The sequence below is a fragment of the Sphingobacterium sp. UBA5670 genome (assembly GCF_002420705.1).
GTDB lineage: Bacteria > Bacteroidota > Bacteroidia > Sphingobacteriales > Sphingobacteriaceae > Sphingobacterium.
Map to the genome: position 1 here is coordinate 112,165 of NZ_DIIM01000005.1, position 26,997 is coordinate 139,161.

A 26,997-nucleotide genomic window follows, 5' to 3' on the forward strand; every position below is an offset into this window, starting at 1 on the left:
ATTTAACGTGAGTCAAGATAAAATAACAGGCAAAACCTACGATATCAATTTGTTGAAGCGAATGAGCCGCTATATGCGTCCCTATCATACTGCATTTTGGATATCGGTCGTTCTAACGATATTACTGGCCGCTGTGGCCCCCGCTCTACCGATGCTTATTCAGCATACATTAGATAACTATATCCTAAATTTCGATACCAACGGATTGTCCCTGATGTTGATTGCTATGTTGGCCTTGGTCATCTTGCAGACTTTAATCCGATATTATCATACCTTAATGACAAATACCCTTGGGCAATCCGTTATTCGTGATATTCGGATTCAGGTATTTAATCACATCGTCCAGCTACGTTTAAAATATTTTGACCGTACGGCGCTAGGAAAGTTGATTACGCGCACGATCTCTGATTTAGAGACGCTTTCTAACATTTTCTCTGAAGGGTTAATACAGATTATCGGCGATTTATTGCAATTGGTTGTTATTTTGGTCGTTATGTTTTACTCCGACTGGAAGCTGACATTAATTGTTTTGATCCCTATGCCTTTGATGGTGGCGGCAACCTATGTGTTTAAAGAGGCGATGAAATCTGCTTTTATCGATGTAAGGAAATGGGTTTCTAATTTAAATACCTTTTTACAGGAGCACATCACCGGTGTCGGTATTATCCAATATTTTGCGCGTGAAAAGCAGGAAATGGATAAGTTTAAGGAGATTAATGCCCAGCATCGGAATGCTCACATTCGCACTAATTGGTACTTTTCCATCTTTTTTCCTGTCCTGGAAATTATCATGGCTATTGCGCTAGGATTATTGGTATGGTTTGGTTCCAAACAAATTATGGGCGATGTGATATCTCCAGGTGTAGTTGTAGCCTTCATCATGTACATCAATATGATCTTTAGGCCGATTCGGGAACTTATTGATAAATTCAATACACTTCAGATGGGTATGGTAAGTGCAGAACGTATTTTTGAAGTCTTAGATACGGATGAAAAAACGCCTAATTTGGGAACGCTGAAACCTGCACATATCAACGGAGAAATTGCATTTCGCGATGTTTGGTTTGCTTATAATGAGGAAAACTGGGTATTGAAAGACGTTAATTTTAAGGTTAATCCAGGAGAAACCTTGGCTTTGGTCGGGGCTACCGGAGCAGGAAAATCTTCTTCCATCAATATTCTAAGTCGATTCTATGAAATCAATAAAGGAGAGATTTTATTGGATGGAGTTAATATTCGGGATTATGATCTTGATTATTTAAGAAATACAATCGCGACCGTGTTACAGGATGTATTTCTCTTTTCGGATAGTGTCATCAATAATATTACCTTAGGTGATCCTGCAATATCTAGAGAACAGGTTATCGAAGCAGCAAAAGAAGTGGGTGCGCACGATTTTATTATGCGGCTTCCTGGTGGATATGATTATGACGTGAAAGAACGTGGAGCAACCTTATCTGCAGGACAGGCGCAATTGATTTCTTTTATACGTGCATTAGTCCACGATCCTAGAATCCTTATTTTGGATGAAGCGACTTCTTCAGTGGATACCGAGACAGAAGAGATGATCCAGCATGCGATCGATAATTTAATGAAGGGCAGAACGTCTATTGTTATCGCCCACCGCTTGTCCACCATTCAAAAGGCGGACAAGATTATTGTGTTGGATAAAGGCGAAATAAAAGAAATCGGAACCCACCAGGAGCTATTGTCTTTTGATGGCTACTATAAAAAATTATACGATCTGCAATTTCATTCTGCGGGTATTTAATTAAGCGATAATACTTTCCTTGGGGATAGTTTCTTCGTCTTCGATGCGTGTGTTTGCTTTAATTTCGGAACCCCGGCCCACCAGGACGTTTGCACCGACAGAGACATTTGGGCCAATATTGACAAAATCTTCAATAATGGTGTTGCTTTCGATAACCGCGGACCCCGCTATAATGCAATGGTTGCCTATTTGTACATCTGGAGCAATAGAAGCACCGGGGAGTATAATGGTACCCTCCCCAATCTCAGCTCTTTTTGATACATAGGCTTTGGGGTGAATGAGGGTTTGGAAATTCCAATCTGCATTTTCCGAGACGATCCGTTCGCGAAGACCTGGATTCTTGACTGCTACGAAAAAGTCTTCTTCAGCATCTTTGATTTGGTGATGAAGTTGAACCTCATAGTCAAAAACGTCTTCAATTAACAGCGATTTGTCAATAAGGCCACCAATTTCAATCGCTAAATCTTCTGCCACATCTACCGCTGTTTTAGCGTGCGCGGTTGCACCGTATATGTATAGCATGATATTTTTTTGCGCAAAGATAAAGCTTTCCGAAAAGAAGCTCTTTGATATGATGTAAAAAAATGCAACAAAATAAGGGGTCTGATTGTTTTGATATTTAAAGAGCTTGGGAATTATTTTTCGATCGCAATTATATTGCATATAAAGATCAATTTATCTAAGTTTGTTGGTATACAAAAATTAAACTATGATTCAACGTATCCAAACTGTTTATTTGCTAATAGCAGGATTAGTTATATTCGGCTTATTTCTATTTCCCTATGTTAATTATAGCGATTTGGTCGGCCTGGGGAAAAATGTCAAAGTGACTGGCGTATATAGTGTTGCTGCAGGTCAGCCGGTACACGAGGGTGGATTTGGTTATATTCTTCAAACTGTAGCGACTGTGCTTTTAGGAGGGCTCCCAATATTCACGATATTCAAATTTAAAAAACGTAAGGTTCAGCTTTTGCTTATTTGGGTTGAAATTGTCGCTATTATCTTGTTTGCTATATGGTTGTATTCCTCTGCGAGTACACATCTTACAACAGTAGGACAGTTTTTGGGTGCAGGAAACATTGGCGTAGGATTCTTTTTGTTGCCAATTTCAATTATATTTTGTGCATTAGCCCTAGGTGGGGTGCGTAAAGATGAAAAGTTGATCCGGTCTGCCGATCGATTGCGGGCATAATTTTGAAATAATAATACAATAATAGTTAAAGCCACGAAGACCGTGGCTTTTTTAAATATAATATGATATGAACGTTTTTTTTAGATATGTTGTTGTCTTGATGTTCTTCCTTGGCGGTGGGTTTGTAAAGGCTCAGTCGGCAGATTCATTGCTGGTTGTTGACGATATTCAATTCGATGTAAAGGAATTTCACGTAGATGAGCCTAAGAATGAATTGGTGATCAATTTGTTTGCTATATCTTATAGTACCGATCCTCGGGAATATAAAATGAATACCTTCTCTACACAAGTGTTGGATCAGAAGAAACAGTCCCATTTTTTTTCAACGATTCAGATGGGAAATGTTTTGGTTAAATTTGCAGATAAACAGAATTATCTGCACTATTTGCTAGAAGAAGATAAGCCAGTCGATATACAGGTCGTGGTAAAGGATTGGAAGAAATCTGATAAGCCGGCGATGATTAAGCTTGTATTCGAAAGTAGTGCGGAAGAGGGTGAATTTCAGGAAGTGTCAATTCCATTAAAGAAATAAATACGTTGCGGTTAAGACAAAAAAGGTCGTTGGGTGATAATTCCAACGACCTTTTTTTCCTTTATAGCTATTATCGATTATATCGGATCTGTTGTTTGTCCATCATTCCCATCTGATCTTTCATCATTTTGATCTGATCAGCTAATAATTTATTCTTATCTGCTTTTTTTGCTTCTTGAAGAAGTTTCTCCGCTTCCCGCTTATTGCGCTTTGCCATTGCTACGCCTGCTAGGCTTAATTTTGCCAGAGCGATGTTGTGGTCCATGTGTAAACCCAATGCCAATGCTTTCTTGAAATATTTTTCAGATTGCATAGGAGCACGTTGCGATTCGATCAGTCCGATCAGCATGTTGTAGTAACCGTGTTGCTGTGGGATCAATTGCTTTTCGTAGTTCGTGATTTTGCCCAGCCATTTTTCAGCTGCGGCCATATTTTGTTTGCGCATATACCATTGCGCAATCAGCATATATTCATGAAAAAATACAGTGACAAAACCTAAGATCGTGATCAAGATACCTAAGATTCCCCATCCCCAATTCCCAGTCCAGAATAAGGCAACTGTTCCGATAAGCAATGCACTGCAAATAATGATTCTAACGAGATTTGACATAAATCTTTGTTTAAAATATTTGTATTCAATTTGATTCTGCAAATATCCGTTAATTTCACCGTTTAAGCAAAGGTTCAAGTGCTTATTTTGTAAAAATGTGTTTTTCCGAAAGCTGGATGTGCTTATGCAGGGGAGCGGTTCTCCTAATTTTCTTTTTGTACACTTTGTCTTTATACCCAACTTTATCTATGTTTGAATTATGGAAAAACAATACGATGATTCTTGGGCTCCTGTGTTAAAGCCTTTGTTCGGTCAGCCTTATATGAAACAGCTGTCTACTTTTGTACAGGAAGAGCGACAACAGACGAAAGTGTTTCCGTCGGCAAATCTGGTGATGAACGCTTTTAAGCTGACACCGTTGGATCAGGTCAAAGTAGTCATCCTAGGGCAGGATCCTTACCACAATGATGGGCAGGCACACGGTCTGTCATTCTCTGTGCCGGAAGGGATTGCACTGCCACCATCTTTGAAAAATATTTTTAAGGAGTTACAAGACGATATCCCCGGGTTTGTCGAGCCGCGTTCTGGTGATTTGACCTCCTGGGCCAAACAGGGGGTGTTGTTGCTAAACGCAACATTGACTGTACGGGCGCATTTGGCAGGTTCGCATCAGAAAAGAGGTTGGGAGATTTTTACGGACAGCATTATTCATGCGATTTCGGAGCGTTGCGAGCACGTGGTGTTTCTATTGTGGGGAAGTTACGCGCAAAAGAAAAGTGCGCTCATTGATGCAAAGAAACATCTTATTTTAACAGCAGTGCATCCTTCGCCGCTGTCTGTCTATCGTGGTTTCTTTGGTAGTAAGCATTTCTCACGTGCAAACCAATACTTAATAGCTCATGATAAAACCCCAATCGATTGGCGTTTGGTCTGAGCTCGTGATGACTTATTTTAACTTAGAGTAGAGTCGGGGCGGTGGTTCTAGGTAAAACATCATTACCAGAGATTTTCTCCTTGAACGAGGATGCTCCAAAGTAAGATCCTGGTAAAAAGTGATGTTTTTAATTCGGCCTATTTTCGCGCTTAGTATTCTAATGGAATAATAGGCTCTTTTTTGCTTGTTGACATAATCATCATGGTTTGGAAAGTCTTCACAAAAGGTATTTTGGAGATTTTTTCCATGATAACACCTTCATAAGCTTTGATGTCTTTTACATAAACTTTGAGGATGAAATCGCAATTTCCAGTTACGTGATGGCACTCGGTTACCTCAGGTATCATTTTTACGGCTGCGACAAACTCAGGGATTGCATTATGTGTATGGAAGTCAAGTGAGATTTGGATGAATGATTTGATTCCAAGACCCAGTTTTTCCTCGTCAACAAAAGCATGGTAACTTTTTATAAAGCCTGAGTTTTCCAGTTTACGCACACGTTCTAAAGTCGGTGCGGGAGATAGTCCGATGCTAGATGCAAGCTGCAAATTAGTTATACGACCATTCTCTTGTAATAGTTTAAGAATTTTTAAATCTGTTTTGTCCGGTGCAAAGGGCATATCTTAAGTCTTAATAATCAATAGTATTTGTAAATATACAAAATTATATTTGGAAATTTAAAAATATACAAAATTATTGATGATTAATAGATTTTGTTTATATTGAATGAGCTTTATTATAAATTTAATCGATTTAAAATCATTTGACTGTCATAATCGATTGAAATGTGCTCATTTTAATGAAATGGAGTGATAAATGTCATTTTTTTATTAAAAATAGCTTCGTAAGGCTATATAAAATGCTGTTTTATTGGCTTTGAAATTGTAACTTTGCAGTTCGATAGTAGCGGAGGTAAAGCCCTCCCAAATTAGTTAAACCGTGAGAGCGCAATATGAGTACTAAAGACGACGATTTGTTAAAAGAGCTGGAGCTCGAAGAATATAAATACGGGTTCACGACAGATATCGAAATGGAAATTGCAGCCAAAGGCCTTACTGAGGATACGGTTCGTTTTATTTCGGCCAAAAAGAATGAACCTGAATGGCTATTGGAATGGAGATTGAAAGCTTTTCGTCATTTCTTGACGTTGAGAATGCCTACTTGGCAAAATTTTAAGGCTCCTGAAATTGATTTTCAAGAGATTTCTTACTATGCAGCCCCAAAAGCAAAACCACAGCTTAATTCGATGGATGAGGTTGACCCGGAGTTGATTGCTACCTTTGAAAAATTGGGGATTCCTTTGGATGAGCAAAAAATATTGGCGGGAGTTGTGGCTGTAGATGCTGTCTTCGATTCGGTATCTGTAAAAACAACGTTTCGTGAGAAATTAAAAGAGCAAGGAGTTATTTTCTGTTCATTTGGTGAGGCTGTGCAAGAGCATCCTGACCTGGTGAAAAAATATTTGGGCACAGTGGTTCCGCAGACAGATAACATTTATGCAGCATTAAATTCTGCAGTGTTTTCGGATGGATCCTTTGTTTACGTTCCAAAAGGCGTTAGATGTCCAATGGAATTGTCTACCTATTTCCGTATCAATGCACAGAATACAGGGCAATTCGAACGCACGTTGATCATTGCGGATGAGGGGGCTTATGTTTCTTATTTGGAGGGATGTACTGCACCTATGCGTGATGAAAACCAGCTGCATGCTGCAGTGGTTGAATTGATTGCTGAACGCGATGCTGATATTAAATATTCTACCGTTCAAAACTGGTACCCTGGTGATAAAGATGGGAAAGGTGGGATATATAACTTTGTAACGAAGCGTGGAATCTGTAAGGGCGATAACAGTAAAATCTCCTGGACCCAAGTAGAAACGGGCTCTGCAATTACATGGAAATACCCGGGTGTGATTTTAAAGGGTGATAACTCTATTGGCGAGTTTTATTCTGTAGCCATGACGCGTAATCATCAGGTAGCTGATACAGGAACTAAGATGGTGCATTTGGGTAAAAACACGAAATCTAAAATTATTTCTAAAGGTATCTCTGCTGGTAAGAGCCATAACAGTTATAGAGGTTTAGTGAAAATCGGTCCAAATGCCGACAACTCACGTAACTTTACGCAATGTGACTCCTTATTGATCGGTGATAAATGTGGGGCACATACATTCCCTTATATCGAAAATAGAAATAAGACGGCCAAATTAGAGCATGAGGCGACTACTTCCAAAATCGGTGAGGACCAAGTGTTCTATTTGAATCAACGTGGTATAGATTCTGAGAAAGCTGTTGGTTTAATTGTCAACGGTTATGCAAAAGAAGTATTAAATCAATTGCCAATGGAGTTTGCAGTAGAAGCTCAAAAATTATTGGCAATTTCATTAGAAGGTTCAGTAGGATAGATAAAAAATCATTGGGAATGTAGCAGACGCTACATTACACCATACTCAATACGAATAAAATGTTAAGCATTAAAAATTTACATGCGTCTGTAGAAGACAAACAAATATTAAAAGGGTTAAACCTAGAAGTAAAAGCTGGAGAAGTTCATGCGATTATGGGACCGAATGGTGCTGGTAAAAGTACATTAGGTAATGTATTGGCAGGACGTGAATCATATGAAGTAAGTGAAGGTTCTGCATTATTGGACGGTGTAGATTTATTGGATCTTTCCCCTGAGGACCGCGCACGTGAAGGGCTGTTTTTGGCTTTTCAATATCCTGTTGAGATTCCGGGCGTATCGAATATCAATTTCTTGAAAACAGCTGTAAATGATATTCGTGAGTATAAAGGCCTTCCGCCAATGGAAGCGAAGGAATTTTTACAGATGGTGAAAGACAAGCAAAAATTAGTTGAGTTTTCAGCTAATTTGGCGAACCGTTCCTTAAATGAAGGATTCTCCGGTGGTGAGAAAAAGCGTAACGAAATTTTTCAATTGGCGATGTTGAACCCGAAATTATCTATTTTGGATGAGACAGATTCTGGTTTGGATATCGATGCACTTCGTATCGTTGCCAATGGTGTGAATGAATTACGTTCTAAAGACAATGCTTTTATTGTTATTACACACTACCAACGTTTGTTGGATTATATCGTTCCAGATTTTGTTCACGTATTGTACAATGGCCGTATCGTGAAATCGGGACCTAAAGAATTGGCTTTGGAGCTTGAAGAAAAAGGATACGATTGGTTAAAAGAATATGATACACAAAACGCCTAATCTTTTATCTGAGTAAATAGGATTAGAAGAGAATTTTGGCGATTTGATTAAAAAATAACATGAGTACATTAGTTTCAGAATCATTACTTCAACAAGTGTTGGGAGCTTTCAAAGAGCAAGGCGTGTCAGGCGAACCTTCGTTTTTCGTGGAAGCCCGCCAACTTGCATTCGAGCGTTTCGAAGCAGCAGGCTTTCCCACCGTTAAGAATGAAGAATGGAAATATACAAACATCCACAGTATTATCAATAAGCCTTATGCGCTTGATGTCGATGTGGATATCGAAGGCTTAGACTTTAGTGCAGGTGAAATTCCTCAGTTGGATGCCTACCGCATTATCTTGGTGAATGGTCAGTATGTATTAGCAGTAAGTGAATTAGAAAATGTGAAGGGACTGTCGGTTATTCCAATGGATGAAGCTGATTCAGAGCCGGCATTTGAGGCCCATTTTGCTAAATATGCGGATAAGTCAGACAATATTATGGTCGCATTGAATACGGCTGCTTTTACCAATGGTGTTTTTATCCATTTGAAAAAGGGAGTTGTACTTGATAAACCAATACAGATTATTCATGTCGCTACAGGGAAAGAGGATTTCTTTGCACAAACACGTAATTTGATTGTTGTCGAGCCAAATGCAGAACTTGAATTGATCGAAAGTTTTATCACTGCAGAAGGTACCGCAAATAATGTACACAATAAGGTTTCTGAGATTATCGTCAAAGAGAACGCTAAAGTACAACATTATTATTTGCAGCTCGCAGAATCTGTAAGCCGTTACTTTAATCATACAGAGGTATACCAAGAAAAATATAGCCTTTACAATAATTACAACTGTAATTTTCCTGGCGCTTCGTTTATCCGTAACAATATCAATGTTCGCCTGGATGCAGAGCATGTGGAAAGCCATTTATATGGAATCAACTTAACGGCTGCTGATCAATTGGTTGATAATCATACCATCGTAGACCACCTTAAGCCACATTGTGAGTCTTACGAATGGTATAAAAATATTACACAGGACAAGTCCGTTGCGGTTTTCAATGGAAAAATCTTTGTGCGCGAGGATGCTCAAAAAACGAATGCTTTTCAACAGAACAATAATATGTTGATGTCGGACAATTCGGCGGTCTATACCAAACCGCAATTGGAGATTTTTGCGGATGACGTAAAATGTTCCCACGGATGTACCATCGGTCAGTTTGATAATGAAGCACTATTTTATTTGAGAGCAAGAGGAATTGGTGAAGAATCTGCCCGTATCTTGTTGGTACACGCATTTGCATTTGACGTAACTACACGTTTCTCTAATGAAGTTGTTCGCAAATATGTTGAAGAGCTTGTAGAGGAAAGCCTAAGAACAAATTAAATCCATATTGGATTATATAGCTTTTTAAATATGGCGTTTATCGATGAGGTAAACGCCATATTTTTTTACATCAACAATAGGGATTCACAGGATATTTTGTAGGTTTGTAATACGATGTACAAATCTCTATATACAACTTACGCTTATAAACCTTGGGTTTTATAGCGTGCTCGCTTTTTTCTAGTCAAGTTTGTCTATTTAAATAACAGGAGTTTTTCCTGATATCGGGTATTTATTTTTCTATATTACCTTCGGTTTCATGTTTATATTCTTTTTATTGAATAGCGCTGTTTTGCGAACTTTATAATAATGTGCTGGTTGTTCATAGCCAGTTGCAGGTTGTATTTAATTAAAATTTCATGGAAAAGAATAACTGGTTTCGTACCTATAGTTATATATGGATAGGACAATTTATTTCCCTGTTGTCCAGTTCTGCTGTCAATTTTTCAATTATGATATGGTTGAGTTTGACACATAAATCTGCGGAGGTATTGGCTTTTGCCGCTATTGCAGGTTTACTGCCCCAAGCAATTATTGGCCCTTTTGCGGGAGTATTCATTGATCGCTGGAATAGAATGAAAGTGATGATCTTTGCAGACGGTTTTATTGCACTTTGTACACTGGGAATGACATTTGTATTGAAAAGTGACGGTACCAATATGTTTCTCATCTATTTATTGATGGCCTGCCGATCCATTGGATCAGCATTCCATACACCAGCAATGCAAGCTATCGCACCGCTTTTGGTGCCTGAGGACAAGCTGTTGCGGGTATCGGGGATAAACCAGATGCTCCAGTCGGTAAGCAGCATCGCGGGACCGGCCTTGGGTACCTTGGCAATTACTTATTTTCCCATCGCACGTGTTTTGTACCTAGACGTTGTGGGGGCTGTTGTGGCCATTGCTTCTTTGTTTTTTGTGACGATTCCGCATCTGCCAACATCTGGTAACAAGCCTTCCATCCCTGTGGTCTTAAAGGAACTTAAAGAAGGGATGAACGCTATTTATCAAAATAAAGGCCTGGGGATGCTCTTTTTATATGCTATGGTAGCAACATTTTGTATTATGCCCGTTGCCATTATGTTTTCTTTGCTGACAATCGGTCATTACGGAGGAGGGAAATGGGAAATGAGTGTGATTGAAATTATCTGGGGCGTCGGGATGCTGGTCGGCGGAAGCTTTTTGGGGCTGGCAAAGGTATCTGTTTCGAAAGTCGTACTGGTCAATAGCATGCATATTGCCTTGGGAGTTACCTTTGCGATATCCGGCTGGTTTCCCTCAAGTTGGTTTATTCCATTTGTTATTATGACGGGAATCGGTGGAGTCTCAATGTCTATTTTCTCGGCATCTTTTATGGCGATTATCCAGGAGCAAGTGTCTGCAGAGATGTTGGGACGGGTATTTTCGCTCTATTTTAGCATAGCAATTTTACCAAGTATGATAGGTCTTCTTTTTACAGGGTTTATTGCAGATGCTATCGGTGTTGCTACAGCTTTTATTATAGCAGGATTTATTGTGGTACTCGTCGGATTGCTGTCTTTTTTCAATGGGTCCGTTATGGCACTGGAAAGAAAGAAAGCATGATCTTGATTTAAAAAGAAAAAGCTTCCAAATTTTGGAAGCTTTTTTTGAGCGAAAGACGAGATTCGAACTCGCGACCCCAACCTTGGCAAGGTTGTGCTCTACCAACTGAGCTACTTTCGCGTTGATGCTACAAAAGTAAGGCATTTATTCGTATTCTGCAAGAGAAAAAGCAAAAAATGTTAACTTAAATTGATCGCATCGACACAATTAATACCGTCTATAGCCGCTGAAATGATACCTCCAGCATACCCTGCACCTTCACCACAAGGGTAAAGTCCTTTGACCTGAGGGTGTTGTAAATCTTCTTTATTTCTAGGGATCCGAATCGGTGAAGATGTACGTGACTCTACACCAACTAAAATGGCTTCATTGGTATAGTACCCTTTCATCTTTTTGCCAAAGATTGGCAATGCACCGCGTAATGCATCGTGAACAAAAGCAGGTAGTACTTCGGTGAGATCTGCAGAGGCCGTTCCCGGTTTGTACGAGTTTTCCGGCAGATCCATAGACACACGTCCTTCGACAAAGTCGACCATGCGTTGCGCCGGAGCAACGAGTTTTCCGCCACCTACGGCAAAGGCCGTTCGCTCGATCTCTTTCTGAAAATTAAGCAATGCAAATGGATCCTTATGTGCGTTGGCAACGTCCTCGAGGTTAATCTGAATAACGGTGCCTGAATTGGCGTGCGGATTATTTCGTTTGGATGGGGACCATCCGTTGACAACGATTTCATCTAAATCTGTTGCACAGGGAGCAATAACTCCACCTGGGCACATGCAGAATGAAAATACCCCACGGTCATTAACCTGTTCAACCAAACTATAATATGCCGGCGGCAAATGTTCGCTTCTTACCTGGCAATGGTATTGCGCCTGATCAATGATTGACTGCGGATGTTCGATGCGGACACCTAAAGCAAAGGCTTTGGCTTCGATCAGCCAGTTATTACGGTGAAAAAGTTCAAACATGTCCCGTGCAGAGTGTCCTGTTGCGACGATGACGTGATCGGCCTTAATTTCTTCTCCGCTGGCTAACTTGACACCGCGCACTTGACCGAAAGATTCTAAAATATCGTCGACACGTTGGTCAAAATGGAATTCGCCCCCAAATTCAAGGACACTCTCACGCATGGCTTCAATAATATGTGGCAGTTTATTTGTGCCAATATGTGGTCGTGCATTGACCAGGATATCTGTCGTAGCACCGTGGGAGACAAAAAGATTGAGCACTTTGTCTACATCACCTCTCTTATTAGAACGTGTATATAGTTTCCCATCGGAGTAAGTTCCGGCTCCGCCTTCACCAAAACAGTAGTTTGATTCGGGATTTACGATGCCTTCCCGGTTTAGCTTTGCTAGATCGCGTCTACGGTCTTGGACCTTTTTACCGCGTTCGATTACAATTGGTTTGAGCCCACGTTCAATACAGCGGATAGCCGCAAATAGGCCGGCAGGGCCCGCGCCAATAATAATAACAGGTTTTCCGTCTTTAACGGACTTAAAATTATTTTCGTAGATTTCCGGAACAGGCAGTTCGTCAATGTAGTAAATAACCCGAGCTCGATAGACAACCTGTTTACTACGTGCATCAATGGAACGTTTACGGATTTTATAACCTTTGACTTGTCGAGGTTGGACTTTCAGGGCTTTGATCCCTTGCTGTAGAATATACTGATCGTCCTCAATTCTTTCTGGAAGTATTGCAATTTCAATTTCTTTTTGCATAGTATGAGGGCTGGGTTTTTATCCCAAAACCGAGACAAAGTTAATGAATATTGGTTATTTGGAGATTTGGAAATAAAAATATTCTTATCTTAGTAAGAGCTTGGTATATGCTTTGATAGTGTAACCGTATAATTTGAATAGTATTTAATTCTTTGAACAATGAAAATTAAAAGATTTTTGGTCGCCCTATGTGGTTTGTTTGCATTAGTATCATTAAACTCATGTGGCTACAATACAATGGTCTCACAGGATGAGAACGTTAAAGGAAAATGGGCACAAGTTGAAAATGCTTATCAACGTCGTGCAGATCTAGTTCCAAATTTGGTCAATACTGTAAAAGGAGCGGCAAAACATGAAGAAAGCACGTTAACGGCAGTCGTAGAGGCAAGAGCTAAAGCAACTTCGGTGACGATTAATGCCGATGATTTGTCTGAGGAGAATATTGCCAAGTTTCAAAAAGTTCAGGATGAATTCAGCGGTTCATTGAGTCGTCTTTTGGCCTCGGTTGAAGCTTATCCTGATTTGAAGGCAAATCAGAACTTTTTGGAATTACAAGCACAGTTGGAAGGTACTGAAAATCGTATTTCAACAGAACGCAGATCTTACAATGAAGCTGTACAGCAATATAATACCACTGTACGTAGCTTCCCGAATAATTTAATGGCGGGTATGTTTGGATTTAAGGCAAAAGGTACATTTACTGCGGCCCCAGGTTCGGATAAAGCGCCAACTGTATCATTCTAATAGCAGTTTGTTAGCAATGAATGGGATGATGGATGATGCGGCTTGCGTATAAGCTCATCATCCATTTTTTTATCGGGTTTTTAATTCATCAGGTATTTTGGATGCCGAGTAAATTTTGCTGATCCGATCTTTGAGTGTAAACGTATATCAACTATGGCTTTAAATTCTGAAGAACAAGAGAAAATAGTTCATGCCATTAATGTGGCTGAAAATGAGACGTCTGGTGAAATTCGTGTGGTCATAGAAAACCACTGTCCCGACGAGGTACACGATCGTGCAACCTATTATTTCGCTAAGTTAGGAATGCACAAGACAGCATTAAAAAATGGCGTTCTTATCTATATCGCGCTGGAAGATCATAAATTCTCTATTATTGGCGATAAAGGTATTCATCAGCGTGTAGAAAGTGATTTTTGGAATAGTACCAAAGATCTTATGGTTGCCGAATTTAGGATAGACCGTATCGTTGAGGGCTTGGTCAAAGGGATCGAACATGCCGGCAAACAGCTGGCCAAATTCTTTCCACGGGAACATGATGATATTAATGAGCTTCCCAATGATATTGTTTTTGGAGACCGTTAATGCGAAAGCCTAACTAGAAACAGCTTGGATTGCTTTTGACTGTTTCACTGATTAATTGATAAAATACTGATGAAAACACGAGCTCGGGTAATCATCGGTCGCCGGAAACAGCGTTTAGACTGCTAAAGGCGCGTAAAAAATGAATAAAAGAAAATAATAGGATGAAATTTATATTGAAATTATTTTCTCGGATTCGAATCCCTGCTATGGCTATGTTGCTTTGTATACTGTCCGTAGCCACAGTATTAGGACAAGATTTCCCAGAAACGTCAAATAAGCTTGTCAATGACTATACAAATACCTTGACAGCAAGCCAAAAGCAATTGTTGGAACAGAAGCTAGTTGCATTTGAGGATTCTGCGTCGACGCAAATTGCCGTGGTCATGATGAATTCTACCGGGGGCTATGATATTTCCGACTATGCGGTCCGTTTAGCGAAGAAGTGGGGTATTGGTAATAAAAAGTATAATAACGGTATTTTATTGTTAGTAGCCCTGGGAGATCGTGCAGTGACTATTCAAACAGGGTATGGTATAGAAGGAGCAGTTCCCGACGCCATAGCCTATCGCATTATTGAGAATGATATTAAACCGGCCTTCCGTCAGGGAGATTATTATAAAGGCGTAGACGATGCTACTAATTCCTTAATTTCTTATACAAAGGGCGAATACAAAGCCGATCCAAAACAACCGAATGGAAAAGGATCCGGTTCGGTCATGTTTGTCATTATTATTGTGATAGTCTTGATTGTTATTTTTTCCAATCGCGGCGGCCGAGGTGGTGGCGGTGGCGGCCGTGTGATGAATGGCCGTGGTGCTTCTGATATCTTTTGGTGGACATTGTTGAATGGTCTTGGTGGCGGTGGCGGCCGAGGTGGCGGCGGCGGCTTCGGTGGTGGTTCTGGCGGTGGATTTGGTGGCTTCGGCGGTGGCGATTTTGGCGGTGGCGGTGCTTCTGGACGTTGGTAACAACTTTGCTAAATAATGTTAAATAGGACGACAGTAAAACGGAAATGTTTTACATTTATGGGAAGTATATAATTATGAAAAAGGGAATATTTATGGGTTTAAGCTTTTTACCAGCCTTATTAATGGCGCAAGAAAGCTACACAGTTACAGGAAAAGTAAGCACAACTTCGGACAAAGCTAAAGTGTTTATGCAATATGCCGCTAATGGAACTCGTCAAACAGATTCTGCAACGGTCGTAAAAGGTGAGTTTAAGTTCAACGGGCAGGTGGCTTCACCAACTAAAGGTATGATGATCTATTCGCCAGAGGGTTTATCTTTTGCCGAACTTAGAAATAGTCAAAAACAACCTGAAACTGCACAGTTGTATCTTTCTAAAGGAGTTATCAAAGTTGATGCAACCAAAGGGTTCAAAAATGCAACGATATCGGGTACGGCTCTCAATGATGATCTGACGCAGTATAAGGCATTTGTAAAGCCTCATACGGATGCATTCGAAGCTTTGAACCAACAATATTACGCTGCTTCGGAAGCTCAAAAACAGGATCCTAAATTCATTGAAGGCTTGCAGAAACAGGCTGGTGAGATTTCCGAAAAAATGGAAAAAGCAGATGCTGAGTTTATCAACAAAAATCCAAAGAGCTGGTATACCTTGGATTTGCTATCAGAGAATGTTAGTGGTGAGAACGTCAATGAATATGTGACTTCCTTTGAAAAGTTGTCTCCTGAATTGAAAAACTCTGAAAAAGGGAAAGAGCTGGCGGAGCGTATTCAGAAACTCAAAGCGGTTGCTGTTGGTTCGGTCGCACCAGACTTTACGTTGCCAGATACAACAGGTAAGAATATTTCTTTATCTTCTTTGAGAGGTAAGTATGTTCTATTGGATTTTTGGGCAAGCTGGTGTGGTCCTTGCCGTCATGAGAACCCTAATGTCGTTGCCGCATTCAATAAGTTCAAAGATAAAGGATTTACCGTGTTTGGCGTTTCTTTAGACAATCCAGGTAAAAAAGATGCTTGGATTAAAGCCATCCATGATGATAACTTGCAACAGTGGCCTCATGTTTCGGATTTACAAGGCTGGAAATCGGCCCCGGTGAAATTATATGAGGTGCGTGGTATTCCCCAAAATTTCTTAATTGATCCGTCAGGTAAAATTGTCGCTTCAAACTTAAGAGGTGAAGCTTTGGAAGCAAAATTAGCTGAATTGCTAAAATAAACTATTTTTTTTGCCTTTAGGCACTTGGATAGCCCCTAAATCTAAGCAAATGTAAATTGAGCTTATATTTTAGGGGCTCTTTTTGGTTTTTCCTATTATAGCTTTTACCATTGTATATTGTCGTTATTGACGGTAAAGTAGGACGAATTTGCTAACTTTATCTTCATTTATGACAAAGGGAGAACTGATGAATCTTTCCAGCTTATTTAGCACAGAAATATAGGGTATTTGAGGTTTTTTGTCTGTAGAAGCATGGAAGGGTATCCATTTTTGAAGCGAGGACAATTATAAATTTTAGCGATGAATAAAACAATAATTTGGAGTGTATTTTTGGGAACTATGCTTATTTCTTGTCGTGGCGATCGGAATAAAGGAATTCCTGTTGTCAACTTGGAGGCACTGCATGCGGTTCCTTTGGACCATTCTATTGATAAATTGGCTATGGATACGACCTTTATTGATGTTACACTCCCACCTAATGCCAGAATCGATGAATTGTCGCAGGAAGAACTAGGTTTATTGAAAGCTGCAGCATATCGTTTTTACCAGCATGTTAGATTGGAAAACAATCAATATCGTGTTGATCTTAAGGATCCTAAAGTGCTGCATATATCTGAACCGGTAATCAAAGCCTATGAGCAGGCTATCAGTAGCACGAATCATTTTGCTGATTCAATGGCAAAAACGGGACAGGTTATTCAATTGCCACCGGTATCTGAAGAATACCTGAAAAATTTGCTTAAATAATATTTTGACAGTTTATCGGAGAGCATGTTAGTTTCTCAAATAAAAAAACGAGTATACATTGCGGTGTATACTCGTTTTTATTATTACCTGAAGTAGGTATATGTGATTTACAAAGAGAGTATCTCAATGATACGGAGTAAATCTTCATTCATTTTTACATTATGTTTAATGGCACTTTTGAAAGGAGTGAATCTTACTTCACTGCAGATGAGTCCTGCCATTTCCCCCCTGCGACCTTTAAGTAGTGCTTCTACTGCTGCAACGCCAAGTCTGCTCGCCAATACACGATCCATACATGTTGGACTTCCACCACGCTGAATGTGACCTAAGATAGATAATCTAACGTCATAATGCGGGAAATTTTCCTTGATTTTTTCCGAAACAACCATTCCGCCTTCCTTGTCACCTTCAGCGACAATGATGATACGGGAAGATTTATTTTTACGTGTTTTGTCAAGCCTTTTCATGATGGCATCATAGTCGACCTCAAACTCAGGAACCAGAACAGCTTCCGCGCCGGTACTAATACCTGAACGGACTGCGATAAGACCAGAGTCACGGCCCATTACTTCAATCACAAAAAGTCGGTCATGAGATTCTGCTGTATCACGGATTTTGTCTACGGCTTGAATAACTGTATTAATGGCGGTATCATAACCGATCGTAAAGTCTGTACCGGCCAAATCGTTGTCAATTGTACCTGGAAGGCCGATGATGGGAAAATCGAATTCTTCGATAAATTTGGATGCTCCGGTAAATGTACCATCGCCACCGATGACAACCATGGCATCAATACCGTGGCTGCGTAAATTTTCATACGCCTGTTTACGTCCTTCAATAGTTTTGAAGGCCTCGCTACGGGCAGTTTTTAAGATGGTACCACCACGTTGTATGATATTGGCTACAGATTTAGCATCCATAGGGATAATCTCACCATTAACTAGACCATCATAGCCTCTGCGTACCCCAAATACCTCAAGATTATTGTAGATGCCCGCTCTAACAACAGCGCGGATACCAGCATTCATTCCTGGAGCATCTCCTCCAGATGTCAAAACAGCAATTTTTTTAATGTTACTCATACGTACTCAAACTTAGCTATTTTTAAGCGTATATACAATTATATTTCCGTTATTAGAAATCGCGAATAACGTGATTACAAATAAGCAATAGCTTTTTATAGTGCAATTCATCTAAGCTTGCATAAAAGATAATGCAAATTTAATAATCGCCTTATTTATCGTTGCGCCTGAATAGCTATTTATTGTAGGTGGACTATTTCTTTGCCTTAAAAGCATCAATTCCACTTTGCAAAAAACTGGTATACTCTGAAACGTTATAATTTGCACCTGTTTTTGGAACTAAAACTGCCCCTGATGCATCTACAATGACATATAGAGGTTGTGAATTGCTGTCGAAAGCTGAGGCTTGAAAATCACTGTTTTTATTCCCAATAGTTTTGATTTTTTTTCCACTATATTTTGAAACAAATTGTTCGTTTGCAGGTAATTCTGTTTTATCATCAACAAATAATTCAGCCATAATAAATTCTTCTTTCAATAGTTTGGCAACGGCAGGGTCAGTCCAGACATTTGCTTCCATTTTCCGGCAGTTTACACAGTTCCAGCCGGTGAAATCTATCAATACTGGTTTATTTTGTTCTTTAGAAGCGGCAAGGGCCTCTTCATAATCGTAGTATGGATCAAATCCTTTTGGTGTACCGCGTTCGTGAAAAATTTCGGCGTATTTTTTGACTTTACCATCAGTATGTGTAGGAGCAGCTGCTATTCCAGCCGACAGGTCAAAGTCCTGTGTTGCCGAAGGTGGCAAGAACGCTGAAATAGATTTTAGGGGAGCCCCCCATAGTCCCGGTACCATATAGACAACGAACGAGAATACAATGATAGCTAGAATGGTTCTTGGTACGGAGAGGAATTTTAATTCGCTGTCATGTGAAAACTTAATCTTTCCAATAAGATATAAGCCCATCATGCTAAAGATGGCAATCCATAGCGATAAGAACACTTCTCGATCCAGCCAATTCCAGTGGTAAGCCAAATCTACATTCGACAGGAATTTTAGTGCAAGTGCAAGTTCTAAGAAGCCAAGTACTACCTTTACCGAGTTTAGCCATCCGCCAGATTTTGGTAGAGATTTTAGCATCGAAGGGAACATGGCAAATAATCCGAAAGGAATCGCAAGTGCGATCGAAAAGCCGAGCATACCAACTGCTGGACCTAATCGTTCTCCTTTTGAGGCCGCTTCGACCAATAAGGTGCCAATAATGGGGCCAGTACAAGAGAACGAGACCAGTGAAAGGCTGAATGCCATAAAGAAAAGTCCTACAAGACCGCCTTTGTCGGATTTGGCATCCATTTTATTGACGAAAGAACTCGGTAACGTGATTTCAAAAGCACCAAAAAAGGACGCAGCAAAAACAACCAACAACAGGAAGAAGAGGAAATTAAATATCCCATTCGTTGATAATGCATTTAAGGCGTCCGAGCCGAAGGCAATCGTAATGATCATCCCTAAAGCGACATAAATCACGATAATGAAGAGACCATAGAGGAGAGCTTTACTAATTCCACTTGCTCGGCTTCCAGCCTGTTTTGTAAAATAGCTCACTGTAAGGGGAAGCATTGGGAATATACAAGGCATCAGTAGCGCAGCAAAACCGCCGACTAATCCGGCAATAAAAATGCTCCAAAGTGACTTTTTGCCAGCTTCTTGACTATCGGAAGATAGCGCTGTTTTAGCTGGAGCTATTTTGCTGCTGTCTTGACTGATTGTTGTGTCGGGGGAAGCGGTAAAATTTAGGTCCTCGGGAATTGCTTCAGCAGCTGTTGAAGTGTCGGGTGAGGATTCAAATTGAAGTCCTTCCGTACTCATTAAGCTATCTTGTACAGATGCAAAAGTTGTTGTCGTTAAAGAAAGACTGAAAAAAGCAATTAGAAGTAGAATGAATGTGTTTTTTAACATGCGTATGAATTTCTGATGTTATGGTCAAAAATAAAAAAAGGCGATGAGAATCGCCTTATTTATTTATCCGTGTAGAATCATTTTTACTATTTGATTGTCACAGCAAAAGCATATTCGTCAGGAGGAAGACATTGTGAGGCATCACATGCTTGCCATTCGACAGTACCTTTAACTGTAGCTGTTCCTTTATTTAAAGTCACTTTTTGCTGAAAAATTACCTCGTTTGTAAAATAACCAACATCCATCTTAAATACATCCTCGTGTTTTACTTTTGGTTTTGGCTCTGCAGTTTTACCGACCAGTGCATAATCGGCAGCTTTAGCGAATGTAAAAGAAGTTGGAATTGGCCCGCCATCTTTCACATTTTGTGAATAAATGTGCCATCCATTTTGGATTGTAGCTTTTACATAAACTACAGCTTCTTTGTTATTTAACTTTTTGCTGGCCACAGTCCATTTTACAGGTTTGTGAATCTGAGCGAATGCTCCCGTAACTGCGAAAATTACTGCAGTCATTAACAGTATTAACTTTTTCATCCGAATTTAATTTATTCTTTCCTTTTTCCGCTACAATGATTGCAGTGTGTTATTGTCTTTGATTCTTCGCGTAAATAAAGGTTTAATCACGCCGTTGACAAATTTAGAACAAAGGTTTGACAATTCTAAAATGGGCTATCCTTTTTTTGTAAAGATTAAGTAATAAGATGTGTAATTTCTTTGATATCAAATTCGCGAAGGGTGTCTTCAAGGAGAATGCATAGTTTCCCCTCACTAGATACCTGTTGAATGATTCCGATTTTCCGGATACCATCGATGAGAAATGGTTTTTCTTCCCCTTTCCAAAACAAAAGTTCGTTGTAGCGGTTTAACTGTTGTTGAGCGCCCTCTTTATACAGGGTCAGGTACTCCTGTTGGATGAATTGGAACAATTCCTGTGAAAGCTCCTTGATGTTGTAATCTTGTCGATCGGTCAGACAGGCAAGCGAGGTTATTGTTGTTGCTGTGTCAAAATTAATTTGATTAATATTTACACCAATGCCGATAATAGCGTGGTCTATTTTACTGCCTTTTAATTTATTTTCTATTAAAATGCCTGTGATTTTCTTTGAATTGACGTAAATATCATTGGGCCATTTTACGGCTACAGGCTGCTCGGTTTTGCTTTTCAGCCAATTGACGGTTGCAATGGCGATTGTGGCGGAAAGCGCAAATTGTTGTGCAATCGGCAGAAAATGAGGTTTTAAGAGAATGGAAGTCGTCAGGTTTTTTTCGGGTTCGCTGATCCAGGTGCTCCCTCGTTGCCCCTTGCCTTGGAATTGTTCTTCTGCTAAAATGGCAGTCCCTTCTGCTAGTGGCTTGAAATTTGACAATAATTCTCTAAGATAATCGTTTGTAGAGGCGACTTTGTCAAGATATATTGTATTTTGACCGATGATAAGTCCCGAAATATTGTTATTTTGCAAACTGAAAGTATTAAATAAATATTAAGTCAAAACTATCACATTTTTTAATGAGTAAAAATAAAAGTTCAGAATTGTCCCAACGTCTAACAGAAATTATCGTTTACGGTATGCAGGAAAAGAAAGCAAACGAAATCGTTCGCTTGGATTTAAGAGATCTTCACAGTTCTGTTTCTGATTATTTTGTGATTTGTCATGCCGATTCTAACATTCAGGTCAATGCGATAGCAAAGAGTGTCGAAGAAGAAGTCTATAAGGCGTTTGGTCAAGAACCCCAATTTAAAGAAGGACAATCAAATGGAGAATGGTTGATTTTGGATTTTGTGGATGTGGTTGTACATATCTTTAAGACCGAAAAAAGAGCGCACTACGGTATAGAGGATTTATGGGGAGATGCAGAGATACAGCATTTTCAAAGCGCTTAATTGCCTCAATTAAAAATTTATAAAGAAATATAATTACGATATAATGAAAAAAATCCCGAGTAGTAAGGTAAGCCCGAAACCGCCAAAATTTAATTTTGTGTGGCTTATGATTGCCATGTTTTTAGGTTTTTTTGCCTTACAATACGTTTTTGGAGAAAACCCAGCTAAGGAAGTTAGCTATAGTGATTTTGAAACGCGCATGTTGAATACAGGCTCTGTAGAGCGCCTTGTCGCCTACAAGAAGAATGATCTTGTGGAGGTGGAGGTTTATCTAAAAAAGGGCTGGAAAGATAACCCAAGTTTTAAAGATGCTACAAAAACCGCTGATCCTCTTCCAAGTCTATCAGGACAGGAGGAGAAGGGGCCGCAATATATTTTTAAGGATGCTTCTCCTGACGTTTTAGAAAAGAAATTAGCTGCGTCGCAAGCGGAGTTGGCTCCCGGAACACCAAAGGTTCAATTGACCTATGATGACCGCTCTAACCCGTGGGCGAGTTGGTTTGTTACGTTTATGCTGCCATTGTTGGTGTTGGCTGCAATCTGGATTTTCTTGATGCGTCGTATGGGCGGTGGTGCCGGCGGCGGCGGCGGTGCGATTTTTAATATTGGTAAATCAAAAGCTCAATTGTTTGATAAAGAATCCCAGATCAATATCACATTTAATGATGTCGCCGGTCTTGAAGAGGCAAAACAAGAAGTTATGGAAATTGTGGATTTCTTAAAGAATCCACGTAAGTATACAAATTTGGGCGGTAAAATTCCGAAGGGCGCTTTACTTGTTGGGCCTCCGGGAACAGGTAAAACTTTATTGGCTAAAGCTGTAGCTGGTGAAGCTCAAGTGCCGTTTTTCTCACTATCCGGATCTGACTTTGTAGAGATGTTTGTCGGGGTGGGGGCATCTCGTGTTCGTGATTTGTTTAAACAAGCTAAAGAGAAAGCTCCGTGTATCATTTTTATCGATGAGATCGATGCTATTGGTCGTGCTCGTGGTAAAAACTCGATGATGGGAGGAAATGATGAACGCGAAAATACATTAAACCAGCTATTGGTTGAAATGGATGGTTTTGGTACTGATTCAGGAGTTATTATTTTAGCTGCGACAAACCGTATCGATGTATTGGATACAGCGCTATTGCGTCCTGGACGTTTCGACCGTCAAATTTCTATTGATAAACCGGATTTGATTGGCCGTGAGCAAATTTTTAAAGTGCATTTAAAACCATTGAAGTTATCTGCTGAAGTCGATGCAAAAAAATTATCTGCACAGACTCCTGGTTTTGCCGGTGCGGAAATAGCAAACGTATGTAATGAGGCGGCGCTTATAGCGGCTCGTAAAAATAAACCGGAAATTGATATGCAGGATTTTCAGGATGCGGTTGACCGTGTGATCGGAGGTCTTGAGAAAAAGAATAAGATCATCTCTCCAGAAGAAAAACGTATTGTTGCTTATCATGAGGCTGGGCACGCTATTGCCGGCTGGTTTTTAGAGCATGCTGATCCATTGGTGAAAGTGTCTATTGTGCCTCGTGGCGTTGCTGCTTTGGGATATGCACAATATCTTCCCCGTGAGCAGTTCTTATATACTACTGAGCAGCTTATAGACAGCTTATGTATGACGATGGGTGGTCGTGTAGCTGAAGATATTACTTTCGGAAGAATATCAACAGGTGCTCAAAATGACTTGGAGCGTATCACACAGCTTTCTTACGCGATGATTGCCATCTATGGTATGAATGATAAGGTGGGAAACGTTTCTTTTAGAGATAGCTCTGAAGCATCTTTCCAAAAACCATATTCTGACAAAACGGCAGAGTTAATTGATGCTGAAGTTCGTAATTTGATCAACGATGTCTATGCACGTACCAAACAGTTATTGTTGGATAAACGCGAAGGACTGATCAAAATAGCTGAAAAGCTGTTGGAGAAAGAAATTCTTTTTCAATCCGATCTGGAAGAGATATTAGGTAAAAGACCATTTGAAACGAAAACTACTTACGAGGAATTTGTGAATGGTGCTGATGGTGGCGGTGTACCTCAGACTGATCTGCCGTTGGATGTTCACCCCGACGAAGCGAGATCCAGTGAAGGTCATAGTTCAGAAAATCCGTCAAATAATTTGAATTAATTTGAATGTTGCAGCGCTAGAGCCTTCTAGCGCTGCATTTATATACTATTGCGCCATGAACGTGAAGAACGCAACTGCGAAGGAGGTAATGTTAAAACGGGTACGTCAGGCATTACTGCAAAAGAATGATAATCCACATCCCAATTTCAAAGAATCACCCCTTTATAAAGAAGAGGATGAATTGGTGGATATTGTTTTTGTTCGCGAACTGACTGCTGCGGGTGGCAAGTTCCTGTATTGCGATGGTGAGATCGGTCTGATAGAAAATTTGATTTCACTGACTGAGGAAAATGATATTAAAAATATATACGCTTGGGAGCAAGGTGTACAAAATCTGCTCAGTCCATATGGTTTTCCTTTTTTGAAAACGGAGAAAGATTTTGAATTGGCAAATGCTAGCATCACATCATGCGAGGCATTAATTGCTCGCAATGGCAGCGTGATGGTGAGTAATGCAAATGCTTCTGGACGTAGGCTAAGTATATATCCTCCAATCCATATTGTCATTGCTAAAGCTTCTCAATTGGTTTGGGATCTCAAAGATGCTCTAGCTTACATGCAAAAGCGCTATGGTCAAGAAATCCCGACAATGATCTCTACGATTACAGGTCCGTCTCGGACAGCAGATATTGAGAAAAGGTTAGTCTTGGGTGCACATGGGCCAAAAGAATTTTACGTTTTACTTTTAGAAGATAGATTCTAGAACACTTATGTTATTATTTTATTTACAACACATGCCTGTGGCGAGTATTATTTTCGTCCTTACCCTCGCTACTAGTATCTATACATTTTCACATGAGCAACTTTTCGGCAAACTGATGCTGCACCCTTATAGTATTGTGCGTAAACGGAATGTATATACCATACTGACCAGTGGTTTTGTTCACAAGGATTGGGGGCATCTGTTGTTTAATATGCTGACCTTCTATTATTTTGCATTTGGTTTGGAGCGTATACTCGCTGAGGCAAGTCCCTATGGACATCTCTTATTTGCCGTCATCTATATAGGTAGTTTAATATTGAGTGATATACCAACAATTATTCAGCAGAAGAATAATCACGGCTATTACAGTTTAGGCGCCTCCGGTGCTATCTGTGCTGTTTTGTTTAGCTATATCCTTTTTGATCCGAAAGTGACTATTGGAGTGATGATGATTATACCTATGCCAGCTTACCTGTTTGCATTTTTATTCTTAGGCTATTGCATCTGGGCATCCAAAAAAGGACAAGATGGTATAAACCATGATGCCCATTTCTTTGGCGCTTTATCGGGACTAATTTTGACGATTATCTGTTTTCCTTGGGTTATTAAACACTGTTTGGCGCAGTTCTAAAATTTTCCGCCCCAAGTTTCCCTATCTAAATTCCTGTATTGGATTGCTTCTGCGATATGGTGATTTGCGATGGTTTCACTCTGTTCCATATCGGCGATTGTGCGTGCTACTTTTAATATTCTGTCGTACGCTCTTGCGGATAGGCTCAGGCGTTCGATAGCCGTTTTAAGCAACTTTCTTCCAGAGGCATCAATTTGACATATTTCTCTTGTTAATTGTGTGCTCATTTGCGCGTTGCAATGAATGTCGGGAAAGGAATTAAAACGTTCTTTCTGAATTTCACGTGTTTGAATGACCCGTCTTCGTACAGTGCTGCTATCTTCGGCCATACGCTTGGTGCTCAGCTCGTCAAATGGTACTGGAGTGACTTCGACGTGCAGGTCGATACGGTCTAAAAGTGGTCCTGATATTCTGCTTAAATAGCGTTGCACAGTATTGCTTCCACAGATACATTCTTTTTCGGGATGGTTGAAATAACCACAAGGACATGGGTTCATGGCGGCTACAAGCATAAAACTTGCTGGATAGTCTACTGTAAGTTTTGCTCTCGAGATAGTAATCTGGCGTGATTCAAGTGGCTGTCGCATGACCTCAAGAACACTTCTCTTAAATTCTGGCAATTCATCAAGAAATAATACACCATGATGGGATAAAGAAATCTCACCTGGTAAAGGATTGGAACCCCCACCTACCATAGCTACATCCGATAGTGTATGGTGCGGAGCACGAAATGGGCGTGTAGTCAGCAAGGAATCTTTAGCTTTCAGGTTGCCGGATACCGAGTGTATTTTGGTGGTTTCCAATGATTCGCTCATGTTGAGCGGGGGCAGTATGGTGGGTAACCTTTTTGCTAACATAGTTTTCCCTGCTCCTGGAGGGCCTATCAAGATCAGGTTATGACCGCCTGCAGCCGCAATTTCCAGCGCTCTTTTAATGTTTTCCTGTCCCTGGACATCGGAGAAATCGACATCATAGCTAATGGCATCGGCCTGAAAATAGGATTGGATATCAACTTTTGTTGGCTGAATTGTCGTTGTGTCGTTTAGGAATGCAATCACTTGGGCCAGATTTTCTACGCCGATCACATCGATATCCGTTACAATAGCGGCCTCTTTTGCATTTTCTTGGGGCAGTATGAGCCCTTTAAAGCCCTCCTTGCGGGCTTGTAAGGTGATCGGTAAAACCCCGCGTATCGGCTTAATGCTTCCATCTAACGATAATTCCCCCAAAATAAGGTAATCTTCCAGGTGTTTGCTCGTTACTTGTCCGGAGGAGGCTAATATGCCTATTGCAATTGATAAGTCATAACTGGAGCCCTCCTTTCGCATGTCTGCAGGTGCCAAGTTGACAACAATTTTTTGGCGTGGCATGTGAAGCTGACAGGAAGTAATGGCACTTTCGACACGTCTTAGGCTTTCTTTTACGGCATTGTCAGGGAGTCCTACAATATAATAATGCAGACCTGTGGACACGATCACCTCAACGGTAATTGTACATGCATTGATTCCATAAACAGCGCTGCAATAGGTTTTATTAAGCATA

The 26,997-nt window shown here is 40.2% G+C and carries 26 protein-coding genes and 1 tRNA gene; 17 read left to right on the plus strand and 10 right to left on the minus strand.

All coding sequences use genetic code 11. From position 1 onward, the window contains the following. The first annotated feature begins 7 nt into the window (after nucleotides 1-7). Nucleotides 8-1,771, plus strand: coding sequence for an ABC transporter ATP-binding protein (locus B3C94_RS06005; RefSeq protein WP_293900508.1), 1,764 nt, complete (start codon nucleotides 8-10; stop codon nucleotides 1,769-1,771). Here the strand turns inward: B3C94_RS06005 and B3C94_RS06010 are convergent, their stop codons facing one another. Continuing rightward, nucleotides 1,772-2,293 (minus strand): hypothetical protein, encoded by a 522-nt coding sequence (locus B3C94_RS06010; protein WP_293900511.1) that lies wholly within the window; start codon nucleotides 2,291-2,293, stop codon nucleotides 1,772-1,774. A 187-nt stretch (nucleotides 2,294-2,480) separates the two neighbouring features. On the opposite strand from B3C94_RS06010, the gene B3C94_RS06015 reads away from it, so the two are divergent. Beyond that, a complete protein-coding gene (locus B3C94_RS06015; RefSeq protein WP_293900514.1) occupies nucleotides 2,481-2,963 on the plus strand; it encodes a DUF4293 domain-containing protein in 483 nt (160 codons plus the stop codon). Nucleotides 2,964-3,030: 67 nt separating this feature from the next. Then, nucleotides 3,031-3,495, plus strand: coding sequence for a hypothetical protein (locus B3C94_RS06020; protein WP_293900517.1), 465 nt, complete (start codon nucleotides 3,031-3,033; stop codon nucleotides 3,493-3,495). Between the two features lie 70 nt (nucleotides 3,496-3,565). Here the strand turns inward: B3C94_RS06020 and B3C94_RS06025 are convergent, their stop codons facing one another. Then, a complete protein-coding gene (locus B3C94_RS06025) occupies nucleotides 3,566-4,105 on the minus strand; it encodes a DUF2892 domain-containing protein (RefSeq protein ID WP_293900520.1) in 540 nt (179 codons plus the stop codon). Between the two features lie 199 nt (nucleotides 4,106-4,304). Here B3C94_RS06025 and ung point away from each other — a divergent pair, with 199 nt between their 5' ends. Beyond that, complete coding sequence (gene ung, locus B3C94_RS06030; RefSeq protein WP_293900523.1) at nucleotides 4,305-4,979, plus strand: uracil-DNA glycosylase; 675 nt, start codon at nucleotides 4,305-4,307, stop codon at nucleotides 4,977-4,979. 149 nt (nucleotides 4,980-5,128) lie between these two features. Here ung and B3C94_RS06035 read toward each other — a convergent pair whose 3' ends face one another. Next, nucleotides 5,129-5,599 carry an Lrp/AsnC family transcriptional regulator gene (locus tag B3C94_RS06035; RefSeq protein WP_046673117.1) on the minus strand — a complete coding sequence of 157 codons (471 nt, stop codon included), beginning with the start codon at nucleotides 5,597-5,599 and terminating at the stop codon, nucleotides 5,129-5,131. Nucleotides 5,600-5,931: 332 nt separating this feature from the next. On the opposite strand from B3C94_RS06035, the gene sufB reads away from it, so the two are divergent. From sufB to B3C94_RS06055, 4 genes are all read left to right on the plus strand, one after another. After that, entirely contained in the window at nucleotides 5,932-7,383 is a 1,452-nt protein-coding gene (gene sufB, locus B3C94_RS06040) for a Fe-S cluster assembly protein SufB (RefSeq protein ID WP_293900526.1), read from the plus strand. A 59-nt stretch (nucleotides 7,384-7,442) separates the two neighbouring features. After that, nucleotides 7,443-8,201, plus strand: a complete 759-nt coding sequence (sufC, locus tag B3C94_RS06045; RefSeq protein ID WP_104383566.1) for a Fe-S cluster assembly ATPase SufC — start codon at nucleotides 7,443-7,445, stop codon at nucleotides 8,199-8,201. Nucleotides 8,202-8,260: 59 nt separating this feature from the next. Continuing rightward, nucleotides 8,261-9,568, plus strand: coding sequence for a Fe-S cluster assembly protein SufD (gene sufD, locus B3C94_RS06050; RefSeq protein WP_293900535.1), 1,308 nt, complete (start codon nucleotides 8,261-8,263; stop codon nucleotides 9,566-9,568). 359 nt (nucleotides 9,569-9,927) lie between these two features. Further along, nucleotides 9,928-11,151, plus strand: a complete 1,224-nt coding sequence (locus B3C94_RS06055) for an MFS transporter (protein ID WP_293900538.1) — start codon at nucleotides 9,928-9,930, stop codon at nucleotides 11,149-11,151. A 47-nt stretch (nucleotides 11,152-11,198) separates the two neighbouring features. Here the strand turns inward: B3C94_RS06055 and B3C94_RS06060 are convergent. Further along, nucleotides 11,199-11,271 (minus strand) — tRNA-Gly (locus tag B3C94_RS06060). Between the two features lie 59 nt (nucleotides 11,272-11,330). Further along, nucleotides 11,331-12,875: an NAD(P)/FAD-dependent oxidoreductase gene (locus tag B3C94_RS06065; protein ID WP_293900541.1), complete on the minus strand. Its 1,545-nt coding sequence runs from the start codon at nucleotides 12,873-12,875 to the stop codon at nucleotides 11,331-11,333. Nucleotides 12,876-13,040: 165 nt separating this feature from the next. Between B3C94_RS06065 and B3C94_RS06070 the strand changes: the two genes are divergently transcribed. The 5 genes from B3C94_RS06070 (at nucleotide 13,041) to B3C94_RS06090 (ending at nucleotide 17,130) form a co-directional block, all read left to right on the plus strand. Beyond that, nucleotides 13,041-13,619, plus strand: coding sequence for a LemA family protein (locus B3C94_RS06070; RefSeq protein WP_046673163.1), 579 nt, complete (start codon nucleotides 13,041-13,043; stop codon nucleotides 13,617-13,619). 153 nt (nucleotides 13,620-13,772) lie between these two features. After that, on the plus strand, nucleotides 13,773-14,201 hold the full coding sequence (locus tag B3C94_RS06075) for a TPM domain-containing protein (RefSeq protein WP_293900544.1): 429 nt from the start codon (nucleotides 13,773-13,775) through the stop codon (nucleotides 14,199-14,201). Between the two features lie 212 nt (nucleotides 14,202-14,413). Then, nucleotides 14,414-15,169, plus strand: coding sequence for a TPM domain-containing protein (locus B3C94_RS06080; protein ID WP_414712643.1), 756 nt, complete (start codon nucleotides 14,414-14,416; stop codon nucleotides 15,167-15,169). A 74-nt stretch (nucleotides 15,170-15,243) separates the two neighbouring features. Then, on the plus strand, nucleotides 15,244-16,383 hold the full coding sequence (locus B3C94_RS06085) for a TlpA disulfide reductase family protein (RefSeq protein WP_293900547.1): 1,140 nt from the start codon (nucleotides 15,244-15,246) through the stop codon (nucleotides 16,381-16,383). 300 nt (nucleotides 16,384-16,683) lie between these two features. Then, nucleotides 16,684-17,130: a hypothetical protein gene (locus B3C94_RS06090; protein ID WP_293900550.1), complete on the plus strand. Its 447-nt coding sequence runs from the start codon at nucleotides 16,684-16,686 to the stop codon at nucleotides 17,128-17,130. 107 nt (nucleotides 17,131-17,237) lie between these two features. Here B3C94_RS06090 and pfkA read toward each other — a convergent pair whose 3' ends face one another. From pfkA to B3C94_RS06110, 4 genes are all read right to left on the minus strand, one after another. After that, complete coding sequence (gene pfkA, locus B3C94_RS06095) at nucleotides 17,238-18,212, minus strand: 6-phosphofructokinase (RefSeq protein ID WP_293900553.1); 975 nt, start codon at nucleotides 18,210-18,212, stop codon at nucleotides 17,238-17,240. Between the two features lie 193 nt (nucleotides 18,213-18,405). After that, the gene (locus B3C94_RS06100) at nucleotides 18,406-20,112 is read right to left on the minus strand and encodes a protein-disulfide reductase DsbD family protein (protein WP_293900556.1); all 1,707 of its coding nucleotides are present in this window, start codon (nucleotides 20,110-20,112) and stop codon (nucleotides 18,406-18,408) included. An 86-nt stretch (nucleotides 20,113-20,198) separates the two neighbouring features. Further along, the gene (locus B3C94_RS06105) at nucleotides 20,199-20,648 is read right to left on the minus strand and encodes a protein-disulfide reductase DsbD domain-containing protein (RefSeq protein WP_075990253.1); all 450 of its coding nucleotides are present in this window, start codon (nucleotides 20,646-20,648) and stop codon (nucleotides 20,199-20,201) included. Between the two features lie 155 nt (nucleotides 20,649-20,803). Then, a complete protein-coding gene (locus B3C94_RS06110) occupies nucleotides 20,804-21,574 on the minus strand; it encodes a biotin--[acetyl-CoA-carboxylase] ligase (protein WP_293900563.1) in 771 nt (256 codons plus the stop codon). Between the two features lie 47 nt (nucleotides 21,575-21,621). On the opposite strand from B3C94_RS06110, the gene rsfS reads away from it, so the two are divergent. The 4 genes from rsfS to B3C94_RS06130 are packed head-to-tail and all read left to right on the plus strand — an operon-like array spanning nucleotide 21,622 to nucleotide 25,455. Beyond that, a complete protein-coding gene (rsfS, locus tag B3C94_RS06115; RefSeq protein WP_293900566.1) occupies nucleotides 21,622-21,996 on the plus strand; it encodes a ribosome silencing factor in 375 nt (124 codons plus the stop codon). Between the two features lie 43 nt (nucleotides 21,997-22,039). Then, nucleotides 22,040-24,121, plus strand: a complete 2,082-nt coding sequence (gene ftsH / locus B3C94_RS06120; RefSeq protein WP_293900569.1) for an ATP-dependent zinc metalloprotease FtsH — start codon at nucleotides 22,040-22,042, stop codon at nucleotides 24,119-24,121. 55 nt (nucleotides 24,122-24,176) lie between these two features. After that, nucleotides 24,177-24,824, plus strand: a complete 648-nt coding sequence (locus B3C94_RS06125) for a LutC/YkgG family protein (RefSeq protein WP_293900572.1) — start codon at nucleotides 24,177-24,179, stop codon at nucleotides 24,822-24,824. Between the two features lie 7 nt (nucleotides 24,825-24,831). Next, nucleotides 24,832-25,455 (plus strand): rhomboid family intramembrane serine protease, encoded by a 624-nt coding sequence (locus B3C94_RS06130; RefSeq protein ID WP_293900575.1) that lies wholly within the window; start codon nucleotides 24,832-24,834, stop codon nucleotides 25,453-25,455. Here B3C94_RS06130 and B3C94_RS06135 read toward each other — a convergent pair. Beyond that, complete coding sequence (locus B3C94_RS06135; protein ID WP_293900578.1) at nucleotides 25,452-26,996, minus strand: YifB family Mg chelatase-like AAA ATPase; 1,545 nt, start codon at nucleotides 26,994-26,996, stop codon at nucleotides 25,452-25,454. The two genes, B3C94_RS06130 and B3C94_RS06135, sit on opposite strands and share 4 nt — an antisense overlap. Nucleotide 26,997 lies beyond the last annotated feature (1 nt).